We start from the raw sequence: 20,097 nt of genomic DNA on the forward strand, positions 1-20,097 counted from the left end.
CCGTGAAACACTCATTGCGGCACCGGCCTCAAGTCGAAGTCGTGATCAGGCCCCCATTCGGCATCAGCCCGCAGGTTGATCAGATACCCCTTGGCCAACTCGTGACGCGCGATGTGCAAGGCTTCGTCAGTCGACCTGATGAAGCGAGCCAGGTGATCGCAACTGCCTTCTCCGCCCCAGATATCGACAACGACCGGCGCTTGGCTCATTCCGCCACCTCCTCTTTCGCAAGCTGTGCTTCGGAGGACAGGTCGTCCGTTTCAGCCGCTGCTGCCGTTTCCTCGGCCTCGGCCTCGATCAGGTCGAACATGGCCGGCCCGATGTCGCCGGCTGCGGCGATCTGGGCATAGGTGACGCCATCGGCGAAATAGTCGGGATTGAGCTCGACGCCGATCGCCTTGCGGCCCATGCGCAGCGCGCAATAGGGCACGGTCATGATGCCGCCGAACGGGTCGAACACCGTCTCGCCCGGCATCGAATAATCCTCGATCGCGCGGTCGACGATGTCGAACTGCAGCGGGCACAGATGCATCTCCCGGCCCTTCTGCTTTTGCAGCATGTTGAGCGTGCGCATGCGCGCCACGTCGGTGCGGATGCCGGGATGGTCCATATGCGGCGGCGCGATCATGAAGGTCGGCGGCAGGCGCCCGGCCGCGTCGAGCTGCTCGCAGAATTCGACATGCAGCGCGTGGTCGTAGACGTTGTCGCGGCAGAACGCCTTCCAGCCCCGGTAGATGGCCTTGCCGGATAATGACAGCAGGCTGGCCAGCTCGTCGGGCAGCAGCGGCCGGTTGCCGCTGGAACGCCACAGGCCGTGCGCGTCGAGTTGCCAGCGGCCCCTGGAGTAGCCGGTGCCGGGGATGGCGCGCACGCGCTTGCCGTCATAGTCGTCGTCGCCGGGCTCGACCGGGCGATGGTCGATGATGGAGACGAAGTCCGGTTTCGCCTTCACGACCGGCTCGTCGGCATAGCCGCGCGAGCGGTCGGTCTGGACTTTTCGGAATTCGAGCAGGTATTCCGGCATGCCGTGGCCCATGCGCGTGCCGTCCTTGCATTGCTCGGTCCAGCCCAGCCGGTAGGTCTGGTTGTTCTCGCGCACCACGTCGGTGCCGATCGTCACCCGCGACAGGAAGGCGAAGCCGTGCCGGCGGAAATGCGCGCAGCAATCGTCGGAGAACGGGCTGACCGTCTGAAAACCAAGGCCGTTGATGCCGCCCGGTACGATCCTGTCCTTGACGTGGATGACCGCGCGCCGCCCGGGCTTCAGCACACGCAGCAGCTCGGGCGTCAGGAAATCCATCTGCGCCCAGAAGTGCGTGTCGTCGTCGGTGTGGCCGAAATCGTTGAAGGACGGCGTGTATTCGTACTGCGTCGAGAACGGGATCGAGGTGACGATCAGGTCGACGCTGTCGGACGCCATCGACATGGTCTCTTCCACCGTATCGTTGTGCACGACCAGGAAGTTTTCCCCGCGAACCTCGCGCCGCTCTACCCCCATGGAGCGCTTCATCGCGCCGTCAAGCGCCTGTTCGGCCAGTCCGTGCTTGCGGATGATGGCCGACATCTTGGCTGCCTGCGCTTCGAACTCGCGCCATTTGCGCTCAAGCTCGCGCCGGGTGCCGCGCTCGGCCTCCGTGTAGATCAGGTCGGCGCGGACCCGGTGCTGCTGGCCATAGCGCTGGGTGCGGAACAGCGACTGGAAGAAGTCGTGGAACTTGAAGCCGATGCCGAGATAGATGTTCCACCAGCAATGTTCCTGGAAATTGCAGCCGGAACCGCTGATCACCGGCTTGGTCGCCAGCTCCTGGAATTCACCGCGGGCGAAACCGATGATGCGCTTTTCCTTGGGCTCGGGATCGAGCGTGCCCCACACCGACTTGACGGTCGGGATCGCCGCCTCGATCGCCTGGCGCTCCGCCTCGAGGTCGTGCCAGATGATGCGATGCGCGGCGGGATCCTCGGCGCGGATTTCCATCATCTTGTCGACGCGGGCGTCGAGCGAGCGCTTCTTCTCTCTGGCAGCGTCGACGACGCCATGCGCGGCATCGGCGAACATGCGCGCCTGGCCGTTCTTCTCGGTGCCGGCGGCACCATGGTCGGACGCGATCTCGTGCCAGCGCACATCGATCTCCGGCAGGTCGTAGCCCTCGTCGCAAAAGCCGAGGTCGGACGGCATCTGCACGAACAAGGCCCAGCTCGCGACCCACAGCCAGAACTCGTCCTCCTTGTGCGGATGCAAGGTCAGCTTGTCGGCCTTGGTGCTGTCACGCTTGAAGAACCGGGTCTTGGCCTCGCCGACATCCATCACGCCGAGGAAGGCCGCGTAGGCGAGCAGCTCGATATAGTCGTTCGGATCGGGGATGGCGGTGGCGACGAAGCGATAGCGCACGCCAGCATGCTTGAGGCCGTTCTTGCGATCGTCGCCGGCGAAGGTCGCCATGAATTCGCGGAAGGTCTTGGTGCCGCCGAAGCCGCGCAGGCAGGCAGCCTCGTCGAGCGAAGCGGCGGTGAACCGGCAGGGGTCGAGCTTGCCGTCCCGGATCGTCTCGTAGTTGGTCAGGTGGATGAGCTTGGTGCCGGCGCCTGTCCTGTTCGGCTCTTCCATCTGCTCGGGGCGGTTGATGAACTTCAGCTCGATGTCCGGGTGGCGCTTGGCCTGCTCGAGGAAGAACTCGTGGCGGACACCGAGCGGCGTCACCTGCAGGGCGTGACCGCCGGCATGCATCATCGACTGCCGCAGGATCTCGAGCTGCGTCGACGTCTTGTGCAGCCCGAAGCGCATGAACAGCGCGCGCCGGCCGCCGCGGCAGGCCCATGGCACGATCGCCTGCGTCATCGGCTTCAGGTCTGGATTGACTGTCGCCGGATCGACCGCGAAGCCGAGCGACGGAGCCAGCCGCACCTTGGCCTTGAGGAATTCGGCATAGTCGGGATGCGCCGTCATGGCCGGAACCTCGCCGGCAGCGCATCCTTCGGGAGGTAGAGCGGGTGCTTGGGATGACCGTCCTTGGTCAGACCAAGCGAGAACCGCTGCCGGCTACCCACCCAGCCCAGTGCTGTTTCGTCCTGGCCGAGATACGCGCCATGCACGCCCCAAGCGCATATGATGGTGCCAACCGGGTAACCCGTTAACAGCACCTCATTGAAAGCTCGCCGGTTATGCTCGCCGACGGGATCATCATTGTGATTGAGTGCCAGCAGTGCCTGCGGATCGGTCGCCCGATAGGCGAATAGGTTCAACACGTCGAGTCGGTCGTAGCCCCATGCCCGGGCGAAGCCGACGCACCGCCTGATCGTTGGATCGTCCTCGTCACCATCCGCTGTCGACGGATTGAGCATGACGAAGACGCAGGCCTTCGGCTCTCCAAGCTGTTCGCCGGCACCGTCGACCACCGGCTTGCCGCGCTCGTTGGTCCACATGTCCCACTGAGCCGGTGCGGGATGCAGCCGCCATTCGCGCCACAGGCGATAACGATACGTGCCGCAACCGGAGATGTCCGCGCCCTTCGCGATGTATTGGGATGAGGCAGACATCACGCATCGCCCTCCGGTTCGCAGGGCGCGTGCTTGCCGCCGCCGAAGACGTATTCGCGCCAGGGTGTCCAGCACCAGTTGCCGTCACGGTTGCGGAGGAAACCCCATTTGCGGGTCGACCGACCCTGCCAAACGATGGTGACGATCTTGCCCGCCTTGAACAGCGGCGCCGCGCGCCTGGCGCCGAAGACGAAAGCCCCCATGGCCGCTTCCATCGTGGCCGCTTCGTCATAGCGGCCGAGAACGCGATGCGTGTATTCGGCAGGGCGATAGGACCAGCGGAACGCCGGCACGATCTTCCGGGCCATGGTCACGACAATGGCGCGCGACGCCCATGGATCGTATTCGCCGACAGGCTCCAGCCCATGTGTCGCCACCTCTTCGACATAAGGCGTCAGCGGAAAGGTCCAGAAATCCCAGGGATGATCGTGCGGATCAGGGTCGGCATCGCCGCGGTGGAAGATGTGCAGGTGCAGCCGGCCGATGCGCAGCCGCGTCAGGAACGGCGTCTCGTGCTCGCCCTCGACGCCATAGATGGTCTCGAAGCCGATCGCGCTCATGCCGGCACCGCCCGGAACGAACTCGCCAGGTGTTTTCGGCAATACGGTTTCAGACCTGAAAGCAACGAGCGCTCGGCGCCGCACACCGCCATGTCGGGGCCGTCGGCCGCGAACGGGTCGCCGACATAGTGCAGGCAGCGCTTGCGGTTCATCGCCTCGAGGAACGTGATCGGCAGCGCCGCCGGCAGGTTCGCGACCGGGACGACCGGCGGCGCCTCGGCCAGGATCTGGCGCGCCGGGCTGGCGTGGATGATCTTCGGCTTCACCGGCGGCCTTGGCGCCCGCCGCAGCTTCGGCGGCGCGTCGCGTCGAGGGCTTCGCAAATCATTCGTTGGCTGGCCGGCCAGCTTGCCGAACCGGCCCTTGCCGCGATCGAGCTTCGAGATGATGGAGTTGCGGCTGCGGCCCGGCATCTGCGCGGATATCTTCCCGGCCGAAAGCCCTTCGCCCGCAAGCCTGCGCAGCAGTTCGGTTTCGGCCAGCGTCCAGCCGCTCATGCCGCACCGCCCATCTTCCGCTCGAGGCGGCGCAACACGGTGACGTTCTCGCTGATCTCGGTGCGAACCACCCGGCGCTGCGCGCCATCGAGCTTGCCGTCACCCGAAAGGCCCGCGGCCAGCGCGCCGACGACATCGGCGGCTTCCTTGCTGACCGCGGCGATGTCGGCGATGCCGGGATCGCCCCCCTCGCATGGCTCCAGAGGCACCAGCTTGAAGCCGAGCTGGCGCGCCATCTCCTCGATCAGCACCGGCGCGCCGATGTCGCGGCACAGGTCGACAACGATGTCGATGGGCATGAACTTGTCCGGCTCGGACGGGCTGCCGTAGTTGGACAGGGCCGGCGTGTCGACGCGGGTGATCAGCGCGAACTTCGCCGGCCGCGCCATATCAAGCGCCTGCCGCGTCGCCGCCTTCAGATCGAGGCGGTCGGCTTCGGATGTCGGTCGCGGCAGTTTCATCATCAGCTCCGCAGGGGCAAGGCGAAGCCGTCAAGGAAACAGTTGGGAAATCTGTTTCCGTGCGGCGGTCGGTCGGTTGGTGTTCAACTCGCGGGCATGGAAACCCGCAATCACATCACCCTGTCAGGGCGGCCCCCGAGAGAGCTGCCAATGGCCAGCTCTCTCGGGTCCTCTTCGCTCTCGGGGGGTATTGGTTGCAGGGGCAGGACTCGAACCTGCGATCTCCTGGGTATGAACCAGGCGGGATGCCGCTTCCCTACCCTGCCGGAAAAGACCGTCACGCATCGCCGGCCTCCATCGGGGACCAGCGCAGCACGCGCTTTGCCTCGTTGCGCAGCAGCCGGGACAAGAGGTCGACCGGGTGCCGGCCGGCATATGCCGACAACAGCTTCAGCAGAAGCATCGTCTGCGCCGGCAATTTGCGCGAAGGCTCGGCCGGCGGCTGGAGCAAGGTCAACGAGAGGGAACAGCGGACGGCGGTCATTCGGCCACCGCGCAGGAATGATGGCCGGCCCCGGCTTGGGAGGCATCAAGGCCGGCAGGCCGCTTCACCCTGCGCGCAAGCGCTGCGGCGGCGGCAAGGACTTCGTAGGACACATTGTCGAGGCTGCGACCCGCTGCCTTGGCAACCACGTCTTCCCAATATTCGCCAGGAATGGAATTACGCCGGCGCATCGCCTTGGCGGCGTCATAGCTCACGCCAAGATCGTCGGCGAAATCACCCAAGCTAGGCCATCTGTTGATGATGTCGGCGTGGTTCATCCTTTCGGGGTACATATCATTCCCCCAATTGTCAATAGGAGGGGTAACACATTGTTCCCCCTAATTGGGGTACGTTACGTTCCATGAATACGAATTATCAGGAACGTCGCGAGATTGAGGAGCGTGCCGAACGTCTGAAATGGGCACGTCAGCGCGCTGGCTACAAAGGACCACGCGGCGTGGCCGCGGCGCTCGGCATCAACGAGGGCACCTACAAGGCGCACGAGCGCGGCCGCAATGGCTTCGGCGTCGCCGACGCGCGCCGCTATGCCCGACTTTTCAACGTCTCGCTGACGTGGCTGAATTTCAACATCGGCTCGCCCGATGACAGCGAGCCACTCAGCAATGCAGATCGGCTGCGAGAGATATTCGCCCGGGCCGCTGAAGCGCCGGAGCCTATTCAGGAACAGATCATCAGCTTTGCCGAGTTCCAGCTCGATCGTTACGAAAAATCCCTGGAAACCGCCACCAGCCCTGCGGCGTGATCGACGTGCACCGACCAGGTGCCGCCATGCACTGCCCGCATTGAAGAGGCCAGATCCGCCGCGCTCTGTTTGATTAGCTCAAACGGATCCTGTTTCTGTTCTCCAGGCGGTGGCCCGATCGCGGCCGCCGCAAACAATCCCGATACCACTGCCCGCCTGCTTACGGCCGTCGCCGCGCAGGCATCCTCTGCCGTTGCCACTCCCGATACCTAACCCCTGTTGCCTCGTTGTTTGTTGCCTTTGAGAACATAATAGGAACATTTTCCTCGTCGGCGGTCAATCTCTTTCCTGACCTCCCAATGTCCCATTTTGGTACGCATACAACCCTTGGTATGCGATTAACAGCATCGATCAACGTTTAGATATGGCCTGTGAATAGCGGGGATATGTGGCACATTTTTGCCGATAGAATCGACGATTCTGACACCATTTCGAAGCGCAACGGATTCGGCCATAAGTCGGGCATGCCGCAAGCCGAACGTCCGAGATTTAATCTGAGGTTGACGCCCGAACTGAAGGTCGAGCTTACGAAGGCCAGACGTCAGAGCGGACGCAGCATGAACGCTGAAATCCTCGCCCAACTCAAGTTGGTTTTCGAACCTGACCCCACCTTGCAGCTTGCCCAAAATCTTCGCCCCCTGTTCGACAAGCTGGAGGAAGCCGATCGCGACACTCTGCTTGAGCACATTGCCGGCGCCGTCGCCATCCTGGCCAAGGGCATCCGATCCAAATAGGCCAGCCGAATTAGTCCGCAAACCGCTCCTTGCCGACGGGATGTCACAGGGCATGATTCGCCCCCTTACTTCCTAGAGGGAACAAATCATTCCTTTTTGACTTGACGCCAGAAGGAACATAATGTACCTCCTACGCCCATCGCACATCGATGGAGCGTCTCGTGCCCCCTTCAATTGCTAATCAGCAAGCCAGGCACCTTTGTGCCAGCCGGTCCAAAGAAGTATCGTCCTTTGGCGCAACGCCCTTCCTCAGACAGACCCCGGAACTGGAGCCCGTACTCGGCGGCCCGCATGTCGAGGAAGTCACGAAGAGGCGTGCCCTTTTTGAATTCCGGACCGGCGTTCCCTTCGACGAACCCGTTCTTGGCCAAATAGGCGACCAGACCGGCTTCGGAGGGTTTGAGGGCGTCGCACAGACCATCGAGCGCCATCGCCTCGGCGATCGGATCGATGATCGCCTCGGCCACGTCACTTGCACGCGCCTGCCCGGCGCAAGTCGCTATGACCGCCGCCGCGAACATCAGTCTTCGCATGTCCAAGCCCCCCGCAATCTCGGCGTCATCGAAGGTGAGCGCCTGAGCCGGGCGCGAGGCTATCACGAGCACTGTAGCCTCGCCAAGAATCTCGCTTCGTTCTTGGCGGTGGCGTCAATCCTGTTCTGCGCCGCCATCATGCTGAGGGCTGTCTGATGAATGTCGGCGAGTTCCCCGCAGGCATGTCGGCCGAGCGCCGCGACTTGATCGAGACGCTAGAAGCGCTCGGCTACGATACTTGGTGCATCCAGAAGGGCTGGCGGGAGGATCTGTCCGACAACCAGCTTCGGTCGACCATCGACAACATCGACCAGATCATCGGCGAAAAGGAAGCGCTCCAAAGCATTACGGCTGAAGTCCTCTCCGCAGCAGCCCGACACACGCCGTACGAAGCCGCCGACGATGTCGAATTTCCCGACGTCGGCGAGCTGGTCGAGGCCATGCAGGAAATGGTCGACGCCTCCGATGCCTATGACGCAGCCGACACGCCGGCGAACGAACAGCGCGTCTTTGCTGCGCTCGACCGGCAGAAGCAACTTCTCACCGAGATCGACAAAGCCACCCCCGGAAGCCAAGTGGAGGCCGCCCATGCTTGACCATCATCGCCCGTCCGCACAGACGCGTGCGGTTCGTCCGGACCTGCCGGAAGGCGAGACGCACCCGCGCTGCCTGGAGATGGCCGAGACCCTGCGCGACCTGTTCGCGGCCGGAGGCGGGGTCCGCCCCAAGGACCTGGTCGGCGCCGGCTTCACCTGGGCTGAGATCCTCGAGTTCAAGGACGAGGCTTCCAGGCTCGCCACCGAAAGCAGCACAAGGCAGGTCTCGATCCGCCCCGACCTGATGGCCGACATTGTCGAGAAGGCGCGGCAAGCCGTGCCCAATCGCCTGCCGCTGCCGCGCGACACCACGCAGACGCAGGCGCTGACCGTGGCCTGGGGCAAGTATTGCGCGGCCCGCGGTGCGCTGCTGGTCGACCCCTGGCCCGGCCAGCGCGAACGCTGCATCGTCGTGCTGTCGGCCTATCTCGACCGCCTGCCGATCTTTCCGACGATCCGCAAGGCGGTGCTGGCGGCCGTGGAAGAAACCTTGCCGCGGGTGGCCCAGTGAACCAGGCCATCCGCATCCCCAAGCGCCACGAACCGACGCCGGCAGCCATCCTGCCGGCCTTCCGCCCGGATGGGTCGGCCTTCGACCTGATGAACCCGACGGCCGCCGACATCAATTTCGCCGACATGGCCAATGCGCTGTCGAAGATCGCCCGCTTCAACGGCATCTATCGCTGCCAGGCCTATGTGGTGGCGCAGCACTCGGTGATGGGCGCCGACGCGCTGTTCCGCGAGACCGGCGACAGCGTGCTCGCCGGCTATTTCCTGATCCACGACGGCCACGAATATCCGTTCGGCGACATCACCCGCCCGGCCGTCGACATCATCCAGTACTGGGTGGCGAAGCTCGCGGCGTCGGCCAATCTCGACCGACCCGATTTCATCGACAAGCTCGTCCATCGTGCGGTCGGGGAGGTCAAGCGGTGTCTCGACCTGGCCATCTACGAGGCGGCGCAACTGCCCGACATCCAGCGCATGCCGCTCTACGTGCGGCAGGTCCGCGAAATGGACGAACGCATGCTGGTCGCCGAGGCGCTGGCGCTGTTCGGGCCGACGGCCGACAGGCGGTGCCTGCCCAAGCTCGACCTCCCGCCGCCGCGCCTGACGGGTGCGATCGAGCCCTGGGGCGCGATGAAGGCCGAGATCGCCTTCCTCGATCGCCTGAAGCGCTATCTCGGCATCGTCGCGAGGCCGTCGTGAGCGAAGCCGTCATCCGGCAGTACCACGATACCGCCGAGCGCCTGCGCAGCGGCGAACCGCTGCGCGTCCTGATCGGCGAGCGGCTCTACAGCTCCAGCGAGATCATCCTGGCGGCGGCGTTCAGCGCCAGCCTGCGCAATGATCTGATTGCCGACATCGAGGCGCAGATCGCCAGCCTCACCCCTGACCACACCGACGAAGCCCGGCCGTCCGCAGCGAGCGGCGAACTGGGGCGGACAAGCGAAGGACAGAACTAATGGCCGGCAGCGTCAACAAGGTCATCCTTATCGGCCATCTCGGCGCCGACCCGGAAATCCGCCGCCTCAACAGCGGCGACATGGTGGTCAATTTCCGCATCGCCACGTCCGAAAGCTGGCGCGACAAAAACAGCGGCGAGCGCAAGGAAAAGACCGAGTGGCATACGATCGTCGTCTTCAATGAGAACCTCGCCAAGCTGGCCGAGCAGTATCTCAAGAAGGGCATGAAGGTCTATGTCGAGGGCCAGCTCTCGACCCGCAAATGGGAAGATCAATCAGGCCAGGCCCGCTACAGCACCGAAGTGGTGCTGCAAAAATTCCGCGGCGAAATCCAGATGCTCGACAAGCTGGGTCAGGCCGACCATCCGGCCCGCGACCCCGGCGACTACGGCACCCAGCGCAGCGGCTCGTCTCGCCCAGAGCACGGCCCCGCCGACCAGCAGCAATCCAGTTCACGCGAACTGGATGACGAAATCCCGTTTTAGGAGAGAGCCATGGCCGCCAACCCAGCGCCGAGCGCACGTGCGCCAAACTATCCCTTCTAGCCCGCGACTGCGGGCCGGCGATCGTTCGCCGCCCCGTCCGGAGGCCAGCGCCCGGGCGCTTCCGGATCGGACAAGCTCAAGGCGGGCGCGGAACGGCCGCGAGGACATGAAAAAGATCAGAGACGCACAAACCATCATCGGCATGCTGGAGGGCGGCGAACTCGCCCAGGCCTTGTCCGGCGACATCACCGAGACGCTGACCAAGCTCAAGGACCTGTCCGACACCATGGGCCGCAAGGCCAAGGTCAAGGGCAAGGTCACCCTGACGCTCGACTTCGAGGTCGAGGCCGGCTCGGTGAACGTACAAGCCGGCATCGACACCAAGGTGCCGAAGGCGCCGCGCGGATCTTCCTTCTACTGGATCACCGACGACGGCTCGCTGTCGACGGAGCATCCCCAGCAAACCGACATGTTCAGCGGCCCGCGATCGGCCGCCGAACGCCAGTAGCAGTCCGACCTTCACCCGAACCTCGAGAGGACCTTTTCCATGACAGACAAGAAAACCGACGCTTTTGGCGACGCCCTGCGCGCCGACCTCGACATCATGGCCGCGCTTGGCGTCAAGGCGGAGGGCGTCGAGATCGCCCCGCTGGTCAATGGCACAAATTTGCCCGGCTTGCCGGAATCCGTGCCGGTGCTGCTCAAGCGCGGCACCAATCCGGGGATCGAAGATATCAGCCGGCTGTTCGAGCCCTACCGCCAGTTCCCCGCCCGCAAGGTGGGTCAGGCGGTGGCGCAGACCTTCGCTTCGTTCTGCGACCTGACCAACCGCCACAAGACCGACGACAGCGTCATCTTCGCCGACGCCGACTGGCGCAACCCCTCGCTGACGGCGGTCATCGACTATCACCAGAACGCGCCGGCGGGCGAGGCCGCCTTCGGCAAGCACCGCGTCCACTACGCCTTTCCGCTGTCGGAGGAATGGAAGAAGTGGATCGAGATGGACGGCGAGGCGATGAAGCAGGCCGAGTTCGCCTACTTCCTCGAGGACCGCGTGGCCGAGCTTTCCTCGCCGACCGATCAGGAGCGGACAGCCTACGAGCAACAATTCCAGACCAAGATCGCAATGCCGTCGCAGGTGGTCGAACTGTCGCGCGGCCTCAAGGTCAACATCGACACCAAGGTCAAGACAGCCACGACGCTGCAGACCGGCGAAGGCCAGATCGCCTGGGAAGAGGTGCACAACGACGCCGACGGCAAGCCGCTGAAGGTGCCCGGCATGTTCATGCTCAACATCGCGCCCTTCTTCATGGGCGACAAGGTGCGCATCCCGGTGCGCCTGCGCTACCGGCCGGTCGGCGCGATGATCATGTGGTCGTATCAGATCTACCGCCCCGACCAGGCGATCAACGAGCACGTCCGCGACACGCTGGCCGAAGCCCGCGACAAGACCAACCTGCCGACCTTCGAAGGCACGCCGGAGATGTCGGGCGGTTAGTTTTCGCTCACGGGCCGCACCGCCGCCTGCCGGCGGCTGGCCCTGCGCGGGCGCGGCGAACGGTCGCCGGCCCGCCGTCGCGGGCTTACACAGAAGCAAGGAAACGTGCCGAATGGCTACTCCAACCAACACCATCATCCTGGCGCGGGAGGCATTGCTTCCCGCGCTCGCGCTCGTCATCAAGGCCGTCGAACGGCGCAGCACCATTCCCGTGCTGCAGAACATCCTGATGGCCGTGGACGCCTCGGCCGGCACGCTGACCCTGACCGGCACCGATCTCGATTGCGAGCTGCGCACCAGCCTCCCCTGCCAGGCCGGCCGGGATGACAGCTTCACCCTGCCGGCGACATTGCTCCACGACGCCGTGCGCAAGATGGCCGACGGCGCCGAGATCGCGATAGCGGCGGAAAAGGATTTCGCCACGGTCAGCGCCGGGCGCGCCCGCTTCAAGATACAGGTTCTGCCGGCGGCCGATTTCCCGGCCATGAGCGAGGCCGGCTATGCCAACACATTCGAGCTCGATGCCGGCGCGCTGCGCGCCATGCTCGCCACGGTGTCGTTCGCCATCTCCAGCGAGGAGACGCGCTATTATCTCAACGGCATCCACTGGCATGTCGACGAGCATCTGCACGCCGTCGCGACGGACGGCCACCGCCTGGCCAAGTTCACGGCGCAGGCGCCGGAGGGCGCGGCCGGCATGCCTGATATCATCATCCCGCGCCACACGGTCGACCTGATCGGCAAGATCCTCGAGGACAAGAGACCGGTCAAAGTCGAGGTGTCGGACACCCGCATTCGGCTGACGAGCGGCAGCGTGTCGCTGGTCTCGAAGCTGATCGACGGCACCTTCCCGGATTACCGGCGTGTCATCCCGGCGGGGAATGCCAATCATTTCACCGTCGCCAAGGACGCGCTGGTTCATGCGGTCGATCGCGTCATGACCGTTGCGAGCGGCAAGGGCAGCGCCGTCAAGTTCACCTTCGCCGGCGAGACGTTGACGCTCACCACGAACAATCCCGAGGCGGGCAGCGCCGATGACGAGATTGCGATCGATGTCGCCGAAGGCGAAGCGGTCGAGATCGGCTTCAACGGCCGCTACTGCCTCGACCTGTTCGGCGCCACGGAAGGCAAGCGGCTGACCTTCAGCCTGGACACTGCCGGCTCGCCGACCCTGATCCGCCCCGAGGACGGCGACCCGTCATCGAAGCCGCTGTTTGTTTTGATGCCGATGAGGGTGACGTGATGTCTGAAGAACTTTACACAAGAAAGAACCTTCACCTCAAAGTGCCATACACGAATTGGCGCGGCGAGACCTCGGTCCGGGCGATCACCCCCGAGAAGGTCTACTACGGCTCGACCGAGTGGCACCCGGAATCGCAATGGCTCCTGTCCGCCTATGACCATGACAAGCAGGCCATTCGCGATTTTGCGCTGAAGGACATCGGCCTCTCTCCCAAGCGCGAGCGCGAACTGCTCGAAGCCAACAACCGCTACCAGCAGGACGCGCGGGATGCTCGCGCCGCGCTGAAGGGCGGTTTTCAGGATCGTGTCCGGTCGTTCATCGTCGCCTGCTTCGGCGAAGAGATCGCCGCAGACGGGGTCGAGCGCAACCACAGATTCCTCGAGGAAGCGCTCGAGCTGGTCCAGTCGCTCGGCTGCACCGCCAGCGAGGCCCACCAGCTCGTCGACTATGTCTTCGGCCGCCCGGTCGGTGAGCCCAACCAGGAGGCCGGCGGCGTCGCCGTGACGTTCGCCGCACTCTGCAACGCACACGGCATCAACGGCGCGGTCGCTGCCGAGACGGAGCTGACCCGCTGCTGGGGCAAGATCGACAAGATCCGCGCCAAGCAAGCGGCGAAACCGAAGCATGGGCCGTTGCCGGAGCTTGCAAACGCCGCGAAGCCTATTGCCGAATGGCACGAGGATGAGGGCTATGCCGTTTGGTGGACGTGGCGCGACGGCGACTGGTTGGGCGAACCATCCTACATAGGCGCGCCCCTTTGCGACGACTGGCCGGGATATCATACCCATTGGACGCCGCACCCCACCTTCCCGTCGGCTCCCGTTTCACCGATGGAGGCGGCAAATGCTTGATCTCTCCTCCTTCCGCTCGACCCGCCGCTGGTGGCCTTCCGCCCTGTTCGATGAACAGATGCCGCCCGGCCGCGCCCAGCCGCAGGACTGGCTGAAGCCGGACCTCTCCGGCATCACCATCATCCGCGACGAGGATGATCCGGAAGCCGGCATTCTGGCGACGATGCTGCCCGGCGAGATCGCCGAATTCGTCTGGCACGAAAGGCGCGGCTCGGTTGAGATCCTGCTGATGCTCGACGGCACCTGGTCGCTTGCCGATCCCCGCGACGACAGGACGATCGACATGTTTCGTCCGGAACCCGAAACCCCCGCCGAGCCCACCGAGCTTCCTCCATCGGCCCGCATCGCGGCCGCGAACTGGTTCGCCTGGGAGGAAGACTACGAGACCATGGCCGACACCATGGACGGGTTCGCCCAGGCCTTCGCCTACATGGACCCACCCGACGCCGAAGGATCGCGCATAACCGTCGACATGGGCTATTGGTGCGACGGCGTGAAATTCCGCGTCTCGGCCGATGGCAAGTCGCTGGAGCCGATCGATGGCTGAGCATTCCTCGATCGAGTGGACCGACGCCACCTGGAACCCGATCACCGGCTGTTCCGTCGTCTCGCCCGGCTGCACCAATTGCTACGCCATGAAGCTTGCCGGCACGCGGCTGAAGCACATCGACAGCCGCAAAGGCCTGACCCGCGACACTAAGGTCGGCCCGGTCTGGACCGGCGAGGTGCGGCTCAACCGCCAGTGGCTTTACCAGCCGCTCGACTGGAAGAAGCCGCGGCGCATCTTCGTCTGCGCCCACGGCGACCTGTTCGCCGAGAACGTGCCGGACGAATGGATCCTCGACGTCTTCACCGTCATGGCCGCCGCCGACCATCACACCTACCAGGTGCTGACCAAGCGCGCCGATCGCATGCGCGAGTTCCTGTCGCGACGTGATCTCCTCGAGGACATCTACGCCAACTGGTCTACGTTCAGCGGCAAACCGGCGGAGGTCTATTCCTGGCCGCTTCACAACGTGTGGTGCGGCGTCTCGGCCGAGGATCAGAAGCGCGCCGACGAGCGCGTGCCAGACCTGATCGCCACGCCCGCGAAGATTCGCTTCGTGTCGGCCGAGCCGCTGCTCGGGTCGCTTGATATTGCATGGGCGCTATCGCCGAATCGTCTCGACATCGGGGCTGGTTTCCTAGCGCGCGGCCGCTTCTCTCCCGGCTTGGAAACCCTGCATCCGCTCGACTGGATCATAGTCGGCGGCGAGAGCGGCCGGGACGCCCGGCCGATGCATCCGGCCTGGGCAAGGTCGATCCGCGATCAATGCGCGGCGGCCGACGTGCCGTTCTTCTTCAAGCAATGGGGCGAGTGGCTAGACGCCGACCAGCTGCTGGATAGGATCGAAGCCGGTTCAGCGTTCATCGCCAAGGCCGGCGAGCGCTGGCAACCGGCGCGCCCACTCAATTTTGCCGACGCGGCTTTCCTCGCCGATCTGACCGGCAACCGGTTCGACCACCAAAGCGATGGACGAACGATCCTGCCGCTCGGCAAAAACCGCGCCGGCCGGCGGCTCGACGGCGTCGAGCACAACGAATTTCCACAGGTGCCGGAATGAGCAAGAACCAAGGCGTTTGCGGCGTGGTGACGGCACCAGATGGACACGTCGTCGCTACACATGCGGATTTCGAGCGGCAGGGCTACGGCGGCTTCAGCCTCGAAGAGGCGCAGACTATTCGCGTCAAGGAAGGTCTCAAGCGTGCCTTCCTGCGGGCATTCCTGTTCGAAGGCCTCACGAGCAAGACTAGCGGGTATTTCTGCGAGCAATTCTGGGAAAATGCCCGTGAGCACGGCTACCGGATGGAGACCTTCCCCATCGGCTATAGCGAGATGGCACCATGAAAGCGCTGACCATTTGGCAGCCCTGGGCGACGCTAATCATGGCAGGCGTCAAGCCCTATGAGTTTCGCGTCTGGCCCGCGCCAAGGGCGCTGCGTGGCACCCGAATCGCCATCCACGCCGGCGCCCGGCCGGTCAGAAAGGCCGAGCTGAAGGATCTGATCATCCGCCTCCGGTCTTCTGACGCATGGTCGACAGCGCTGAAGCCGGAGGCGCTGGCCATGCTCGAGCGCTGGCATTCCAACCCCGCCGCCCTGCCGATGGCCTCCATCCTCGGCACGGCCGTGCTCGGCGAACCGAAGCGCGCCTTCGACATCGTGGCCGAGTTCGGCGCCACCCGGTTGAACGATAGCGACCGCGACGAGCACGCCAACTGGGCATGGCCGCTGACCGACATCGAGCCGCTGCAGCCGATCCAGCCAGCCAAGGGCTTGCAGGGCTTCTGGAACTGGAGGCCGGCTTGATGTCGCTGCGTGAACACATCGTCGCGGCAGCGGTACGGCAATACGGCCTGACCGTCTCGCTGCCGGCGCCCGCACGCCACGGCGATATCCTCAAACCGCTACACATCGCGAGCGGCGTCTTGGTTCAGCCCGACGATCAGGGCTTTCTGACCAGCACGGGTCGCTTCGTCGGACGGATTGAAGCCGTCGATATAGCCAGGGCGGCTGGCCAGATCATCAAGCCCCAATGGCCTCCGAGCCTCTATTCGGAGGATCTGTGGTGATCGCGGCCCTGCCCTACCTCTATCGCTGGGATCGCCATGGGCGCAAAGGTCAGCCCTGCGCTGTCACCGCGCGCAGCAAGCCTGCGCCGGCTTTCTTCGCTCTGCTTGGCTTCGGCAGTCCGGCTCCCGCCCGCTTCAACTCCATCCGGGTCGAATTCGCCGACGGCCAGGCGATGGTCACCAGCGGCAATGCCATCCGGAAGGTGCGGCCGTGAATGTGCCGGAACAATACACAGCTACCACGCCGCTGCGACTGGACATCGCCGCCAGGATCGCCTTTCCTGATGGCACCATGGGCGCGCCGGGGCTGCGCAAGGAGCGCGACGCCGGCCGCCTGGTGACCGAAATGATCGCCGGCAAGGAGTATGTGACCCTCGCCGACATCGAACTGATGAGGGAAAAATGTCGCGGACTTCGAAAGGCGCGCGTCTCGTCTGGCGCGACGAAAGCCGCAAGGCCGACGGATCCTTGCGCAACCGGGCAGGATGGTTCATCCGCGACGGACAGAAATTCACCAGCGGTTGCGGCGGCACTGGCGACCGCGAACGCGCTGAAAAAGCGCTTGCCGCCTACATCACCGCAAAATACCAGCCGACGCGAGAGCGCGGCCGTGATCCAGATTCCGTCCCGATAGCCGATGCGGTCAACGTCTACCTGACGGATGTCGCGCCGGCGCATGCCGACCCGGGTGAAACTGCCGACCGCCTTGTGACAGTCCTGAAATGGTTTGGCGAACGGACATTCGGTGACGTCAACGGCAAGCTATGCCGCGACTACGCCAAGGCTCATGGGAATGGCGCCGCTGCCCGCCGCCAGCTGGAAGATCTGCGCTCGGCTGTCAATCACTATCATCGCGAAGGGTATGTCACGTCCGCGCCCGCGATCGTGCTGCCGGACAAGTCCAATCCTCGCCAACGCTGGCTGACGCGTGACGAAGCCGCGGCATTGCTACACGCCGCATGGCGTATGCGCCAGACATGGAAGGGCAAGCCCAGCGACCGGCAGGTAGCGCGTCATGTCGCTCGCTTTATCCTGGTCGCGCTCTACACCGGAACGCGCTCGGGCGCGATCTGCGGCGCAGCGGTCAGGCCGATGGAAGGTGCGGGCCACATCGACCTCGATCGCGGCATCTTCTATCGCCGCGCGCGCGGCCAGCGTGAGACCAAAAAGCGACAGCCTCCGGTCAGATTGCCGGACAGACTGCTTGCGCATATCAGGCGATGGACAGTCACTCCCCTCGATATCAAGACCAAGGGACGCGGCAAGAGCGCCAACATCGGCCGCATGATCGCGCAAGATTACGTCGTCGAGTGGAACGGCAAGCCCGTCCAGTCGATCAAGAAGGCCTTCCGATCGGTGGTCGAAGCGGCCGGCCTCGGCTGGTATGAAGACGTGCCCGCCGACGATGGCAGCACTCGGCGTGCATTCAAGACCGACATTACCCCGCACGTCTTCCGCCACACCGCGGCGACATGGCTGATGCAGCGGGGCGCCGACCCGTGGGCGGCCGCAGGATTCCTTGGCATGACCGTCGAGATGCTGATCCAGACCTATGGTCATCACCATCCCGATTTCCAGGCCGACGCCGCCGAGGCGATCACGTCCAAGGCGCGGTCGCGCCGGCTGCCGCACAACGTGGTGCCGATCGCCGCGAAACCAAGCGGGAACAAAGCCGCCGCTCCCCACAGTTTCCCCACAGAAACCCCGGAAACAAACGTGAACAAGCGCCACAGCGGCGCCTGAAAAAGCGCGGAAATCCACGCCTTTGCTGGCCATCCCGCCCGTTCGGGACGAGGGGGTCGCAGGTTCAAATCCTGCCACTCCGACCAGAAAAACAAAGCGATACGCGTGTTTGTTGTTCCCGCTGCAGCGGCTCGATGTTTGATCGTCGCCTGCTCCAATTCATCGCTTTACGCAATTCCGGCTCCAATTCATCGCTTTACGCAATTCCGGACGGAAAAACCGCTGCGCAGTTTTCCTGGAATTGGTTTAGCTGACGCGTTCTATGAGTTCGATTGCCGCTTTGGTGACGTCGGCGGCGTCAAGCCGTTGAACGCAATAAACGCCCCCTGCATTGCCCACCTTGCAGAGGCCCGGCGCTATGCACTTGCATGGCATCGGAGGCTGCAGCGTACGGTTAGGAACGCCAAGAGGCCCCCAGATGTCAGGTTGGGTCAGACCGAACAGGCCAACGACGGGCGTTTTCATGGCCGCGGCCAGGTGCATGGGTCCGCTTTCGTTGCCCAGGAAGATCAGGGCCTCGCCCAGCAGGGGCAAAAGGGTGGTCAGGGGTGCCTGGCCAACGAGATTCACGATCGGCGATGTTGCCGCATCCAACACCTTGCCTGCGATACCTGCCTCGTCCGGGCCGCCAACGATGACCGCCCGGAGACCCTTTCGACGGTAAATCTCTCCCAGGACCGATGCGAAACGGTCAGGCTGCCAGCAACGGCCTGGGAAACTGGCGCCGGCATGGACGGCGACAAACGACTTCGTTTCCAATTCGTGTCGGGCAAGCAGCTGCTTTGCCTGACGCGAACCGGATTCGGTTGGCTTGAGGGACGGAATAGGATCGGTCACAGGAATGCCAAGGGCAAACAGCGGCGACAGGTACCGATGCAGATAATGCTCGCCGCCATGGCCGTATGTGGCGGCAAAGATGTTGGCGCTTTGGCGCTCCCAGAATTTCAGGGGCTGCTCCGATGGAACATAGCCTACGCGAAAAGGCGCCTTGACGAAGCGCATCACAAGCCGTGATGTCTTGGAGTCGGACAGATCGATGATAAGATCATAATCCGACTTCCTCAGATCGTGCAGGAGCCTGGTCATTCCGGACATGCGCTCGAAAGGGGAGCCGCGCATTTTGCCGCGATCGAGCGAAACCACGCTGTCGGCGATGCCTTGCTCCAGAACGAATTTCGCCAGCGCCGCCTGGCATAGCATGGTGATCGTCGCGTTCGGAAACTCTGCCCGCAGATGCCTGACCAGAACCGAAGTTAGAACAACATCCCCGATAAACTTCGTCTGATTTATGAGTATTGATTGTACGTTGCCAGCCTTCGGCAGCGCCTTTGCCGGCTCTTTTGAATTCTTGATCCAACTTTTCATGGAATGACTATTCCATTTCAGCCAAAAAGAATCCAAAATTTTCGACAAACGATCGATGTAGGCAATAGCCGCGCAATGACAAGCTCGTTCTGTCCGCTGATATAGGATATCGCCTCAGCCATCAACCAACCAGGAATATTTGTCAACGCAGATGGGGCTCGCAGGCTCTCTTTCAAGGGTTCCGCCGAGGTCGAACTCGTGTCCGTCGTGAATGTGAATGACCCCGGTTCGTTTCGGCGTACGCACGCATGCGGACATATCGGAGGGTGGCCATGGTCGCTTACGCTGGAGTAAGGTCGTGGACATGAAATTGCATTCGACCCCCAGCAGGCCGTTCATCCCCGTGCTCCTCCTCGCCCTTGTCGGAGGCTGCGCGTCGACCAGCGGATCGATCGATCCGGCGAATTACGACAAGATGACATGCGCCGAACTGAACAGCGCCATAGGCGAAGCCGCCAAAGGCATCTCGCAGACAGCCATCACGCGGGGCAAGGTCGCCAGCACCAGTGTTCCGAGATGGCTGCTGGGCGGCTCAAGCGTCAAGGCCGCCGTCGCCAATCGCGAAACGACCAGGATCGATCGGCTGAAGCAGCAGCAAGCGGCCATGGCCGCCGCCAGGGCGCGCAAATGCCCAGGGCTGGCGAGTTGAGCTGAGGCGCCGCCGCCCCGGCT

Annotated in this window: 29 protein-coding genes and 1 tRNA gene; 19 read left to right on the forward strand and 11 right to left on the reverse strand. The window is 63.9% G+C overall.

The window, feature by feature from the left end:
* Nucleotides 1–11 precede the first annotated feature (11 nt).
* From FJ946_RS02725 to FJ946_RS02765, 9 genes are all read right to left on the reverse strand, one after another.
* Nucleotides 12–209 (reverse strand): hypothetical protein, encoded by a 198-nt coding sequence (locus FJ946_RS02725; protein WP_140732132.1) that lies wholly within the window; start codon nucleotides 207–209, stop codon nucleotides 12–14.
* On the reverse strand, nucleotides 206–2,944 hold the full coding sequence (locus FJ946_RS02730) for a DNA methyltransferase (protein WP_140732135.1): 2,739 nt from the start codon (nucleotides 2,942–2,944) through the stop codon (nucleotides 206–208). The genes FJ946_RS02725 and FJ946_RS02730 overlap by 4 nt, the downstream gene beginning before the upstream one ends.
* Nucleotides 2,941–3,534 (reverse strand): DUF1643 domain-containing protein, encoded by a 594-nt coding sequence (locus FJ946_RS02735; RefSeq protein ID WP_140732207.1) that lies wholly within the window; start codon nucleotides 3,532–3,534, stop codon nucleotides 2,941–2,943. Before FJ946_RS02735 ends, FJ946_RS02730 begins: the two co-directional genes overlap by 4 nt.
* Complete coding sequence (locus FJ946_RS02740) at nucleotides 3,534–4,094, reverse strand: hypothetical protein (RefSeq protein ID WP_140732138.1); 561 nt, start codon at nucleotides 4,092–4,094, stop codon at nucleotides 3,534–3,536. Before FJ946_RS02740 ends, FJ946_RS02735 begins: the two co-directional genes overlap by 1 nt.
* A complete protein-coding gene (locus FJ946_RS02745) occupies nucleotides 4,091–4,591 on the reverse strand; it encodes a GcrA family cell cycle regulator (protein ID WP_140732141.1) in 501 nt (166 codons plus the stop codon). The genes FJ946_RS02740 and FJ946_RS02745 overlap by 4 nt, the downstream gene beginning before the upstream one ends.
* The gene (locus tag FJ946_RS02750; protein WP_140732144.1) at nucleotides 4,588–5,052 is read right to left on the reverse strand and encodes a hypothetical protein; all 465 of its coding nucleotides are present in this window, start codon (nucleotides 5,050–5,052) and stop codon (nucleotides 4,588–4,590) included. Before FJ946_RS02750 ends, FJ946_RS02745 begins: the two co-directional genes overlap by 4 nt.
* Nucleotides 5,053–5,243: 191 nt before the next feature.
* Nucleotides 5,244–5,318 (reverse strand) — tRNA-Met (locus tag FJ946_RS02755).
* 11 nt (nucleotides 5,319–5,329) lie between these two features.
* Nucleotides 5,330–5,536, reverse strand: coding sequence for a hypothetical protein (locus tag FJ946_RS02760; RefSeq protein WP_140732147.1), 207 nt, complete (start codon nucleotides 5,534–5,536; stop codon nucleotides 5,330–5,332).
* Nucleotides 5,533–5,829 (reverse strand): hypothetical protein, encoded by a 297-nt coding sequence (locus FJ946_RS02765; protein ID WP_140732149.1) that lies wholly within the window; start codon nucleotides 5,827–5,829, stop codon nucleotides 5,533–5,535. The genes FJ946_RS02760 and FJ946_RS02765 overlap by 4 nt, the downstream gene beginning before the upstream one ends.
* Nucleotides 5,830–5,993: 164 nt before the next feature.
* Between FJ946_RS02765 and FJ946_RS02770 the strand changes: the two genes are divergently transcribed.
* Together FJ946_RS02770 and FJ946_RS02775 are read left to right on the forward strand one after the other, a co-directional pair.
* Nucleotides 5,994–6,299 carry a helix-turn-helix transcriptional regulator gene (locus FJ946_RS02770; protein ID WP_140732151.1) on the forward strand — a complete coding sequence of 102 codons (306 nt, stop codon included), beginning with the start codon at nucleotides 5,994–5,996 and terminating at the stop codon, nucleotides 6,297–6,299.
* 386 nt (nucleotides 6,300–6,685) lie between these two features.
* Entirely contained in the window at nucleotides 6,686–7,033 is a 348-nt protein-coding gene (locus FJ946_RS02775; protein WP_140732153.1) for an Arc family DNA-binding protein, read from the forward strand.
* A gap of 170 nt (nucleotides 7,034–7,203) precedes the next feature.
* On the opposite strand, the gene FJ946_RS02780 is transcribed toward FJ946_RS02775, so the two are convergent.
* Nucleotides 7,204–7,638 (reverse strand): hypothetical protein, encoded by a 435-nt coding sequence (locus tag FJ946_RS02780; RefSeq protein WP_140732156.1) that lies wholly within the window; start codon nucleotides 7,636–7,638, stop codon nucleotides 7,204–7,206.
* Between the two features lie 83 nt (nucleotides 7,639–7,721).
* On the opposite strand from FJ946_RS02780, the gene FJ946_RS02785 reads away from it, so the two are divergent.
* The 16 genes from FJ946_RS02785 (at nucleotide 7,722) to FJ946_RS02865 (ending at nucleotide 18,060) form a co-directional block, all read left to right on the forward strand.
* On the forward strand, nucleotides 7,722–8,162 hold the full coding sequence (locus tag FJ946_RS02785) for a hypothetical protein (RefSeq protein ID WP_140732158.1): 441 nt from the start codon (nucleotides 7,722–7,724) through the stop codon (nucleotides 8,160–8,162).
* Nucleotides 8,155–8,673, forward strand: a complete 519-nt coding sequence (locus FJ946_RS02790; protein WP_140732161.1) for a hypothetical protein — start codon at nucleotides 8,155–8,157, stop codon at nucleotides 8,671–8,673. The genes FJ946_RS02785 and FJ946_RS02790 overlap by 8 nt, the downstream gene beginning before the upstream one ends.
* The gene (locus tag FJ946_RS02795) at nucleotides 8,670–9,371 is read left to right on the forward strand and encodes a hypothetical protein (protein ID WP_140732163.1); all 702 of its coding nucleotides are present in this window, start codon (nucleotides 8,670–8,672) and stop codon (nucleotides 9,369–9,371) included. The genes FJ946_RS02790 and FJ946_RS02795 overlap by 4 nt, the downstream gene beginning before the upstream one ends.
* Nucleotides 9,368–9,628, forward strand: a complete 261-nt coding sequence (locus FJ946_RS02800; RefSeq protein ID WP_140732166.1) for a hypothetical protein — start codon at nucleotides 9,368–9,370, stop codon at nucleotides 9,626–9,628. Before FJ946_RS02795 ends, FJ946_RS02800 begins: the two co-directional genes overlap by 4 nt.
* On the forward strand, nucleotides 9,628–10,113 hold the full coding sequence (ssb, locus tag FJ946_RS02805; protein ID WP_140732168.1) for a single-stranded DNA-binding protein: 486 nt from the start codon (nucleotides 9,628–9,630) through the stop codon (nucleotides 10,111–10,113). The genes FJ946_RS02800 and ssb overlap by 1 nt, the downstream gene beginning before the upstream one ends.
* Nucleotides 10,114–10,279: 166 nt before the next feature.
* A complete protein-coding gene (locus FJ946_RS02810; protein ID WP_140732170.1) occupies nucleotides 10,280–10,621 on the forward strand; it encodes a hypothetical protein in 342 nt (113 codons plus the stop codon).
* Nucleotides 10,622–10,660: 39 nt separating this feature from the next.
* The gene (locus FJ946_RS02815) at nucleotides 10,661–11,611 is read left to right on the forward strand and encodes a DUF2303 family protein (protein WP_140732172.1); all 951 of its coding nucleotides are present in this window, start codon (nucleotides 10,661–10,663) and stop codon (nucleotides 11,609–11,611) included.
* Nucleotides 11,612–11,723: 112 nt separating this feature from the next.
* Nucleotides 11,724–12,854 carry a DNA polymerase III subunit beta gene (gene dnaN, locus FJ946_RS02820; protein WP_140732174.1) on the forward strand — a complete coding sequence of 377 codons (1,131 nt, stop codon included), beginning with the start codon at nucleotides 11,724–11,726 and terminating at the stop codon, nucleotides 12,852–12,854.
* The gene (locus FJ946_RS30945) at nucleotides 12,854–13,705 is read left to right on the forward strand and encodes a hypothetical protein (protein ID WP_210243624.1); all 852 of its coding nucleotides are present in this window, start codon (nucleotides 12,854–12,856) and stop codon (nucleotides 13,703–13,705) included. The genes dnaN and FJ946_RS30945 overlap by 1 nt, the downstream gene beginning before the upstream one ends.
* Nucleotides 13,698–14,252, forward strand: a complete 555-nt coding sequence (locus FJ946_RS02835) for a hypothetical protein (protein ID WP_140732176.1) — start codon at nucleotides 13,698–13,700, stop codon at nucleotides 14,250–14,252. Before FJ946_RS30945 ends, FJ946_RS02835 begins: the two co-directional genes overlap by 8 nt.
* Complete coding sequence (locus tag FJ946_RS02840) at nucleotides 14,245–15,309, forward strand: phage Gp37/Gp68 family protein (RefSeq protein WP_140732178.1); 1,065 nt, start codon at nucleotides 14,245–14,247, stop codon at nucleotides 15,307–15,309. Before FJ946_RS02835 ends, FJ946_RS02840 begins: the two co-directional genes overlap by 8 nt.
* On the forward strand, nucleotides 15,306–15,593 hold the full coding sequence (locus FJ946_RS02845; protein ID WP_140732180.1) for a hypothetical protein: 288 nt from the start codon (nucleotides 15,306–15,308) through the stop codon (nucleotides 15,591–15,593). The genes FJ946_RS02840 and FJ946_RS02845 overlap by 4 nt, the downstream gene beginning before the upstream one ends.
* The gene (locus FJ946_RS02850; protein ID WP_140732182.1) at nucleotides 15,590–16,054 is read left to right on the forward strand and encodes an ASCH domain-containing protein; all 465 of its coding nucleotides are present in this window, start codon (nucleotides 15,590–15,592) and stop codon (nucleotides 16,052–16,054) included. The genes FJ946_RS02845 and FJ946_RS02850 overlap by 4 nt, the downstream gene beginning before the upstream one ends.
* Nucleotides 16,054–16,317, forward strand: coding sequence for a hypothetical protein (locus FJ946_RS02855; protein WP_140732184.1), 264 nt, complete (start codon nucleotides 16,054–16,056; stop codon nucleotides 16,315–16,317). Before FJ946_RS02850 ends, FJ946_RS02855 begins: the two co-directional genes overlap by 1 nt.
* Nucleotides 16,314–16,532, forward strand: a complete 219-nt coding sequence (locus FJ946_RS02860) for a hypothetical protein (RefSeq protein WP_140732186.1) — start codon at nucleotides 16,314–16,316, stop codon at nucleotides 16,530–16,532. The genes FJ946_RS02855 and FJ946_RS02860 overlap by 4 nt, the downstream gene beginning before the upstream one ends.
* Nucleotides 16,533–16,719: 187 nt before the next feature.
* A complete protein-coding gene (locus FJ946_RS02865; protein ID WP_140732188.1) occupies nucleotides 16,720–18,060 on the forward strand; it encodes a site-specific integrase in 1,341 nt (446 codons plus the stop codon).
* Nucleotides 18,061–18,306: 246 nt separating this feature from the next.
* On the opposite strand, the gene FJ946_RS02870 is transcribed toward FJ946_RS02865, so the two are convergent.
* Nucleotides 18,307–19,425 (reverse strand): glycosyltransferase family 9 protein, encoded by a 1,119-nt coding sequence (locus FJ946_RS02870; RefSeq protein ID WP_140520751.1) that lies wholly within the window; start codon nucleotides 19,423–19,425, stop codon nucleotides 18,307–18,309.
* Between the two features lie 304 nt (nucleotides 19,426–19,729).
* On the opposite strand from FJ946_RS02870, the gene FJ946_RS02875 reads away from it, so the two are divergent.
* Nucleotides 19,730–20,074: a hypothetical protein gene (locus FJ946_RS02875; protein WP_140555952.1), complete on the forward strand. Its 345-nt coding sequence runs from the start codon at nucleotides 19,730–19,732 to the stop codon at nucleotides 20,072–20,074.
* The last annotated feature ends 23 nt before the right edge of the window (nucleotides 20,075–20,097 follow it).

Source organism: Mesorhizobium sp. B2-4-7 (assembly GCF_006442685.1).
Classification (GTDB): Bacteria; Pseudomonadota; Alphaproteobacteria; order Rhizobiales; family Rhizobiaceae; genus Mesorhizobium.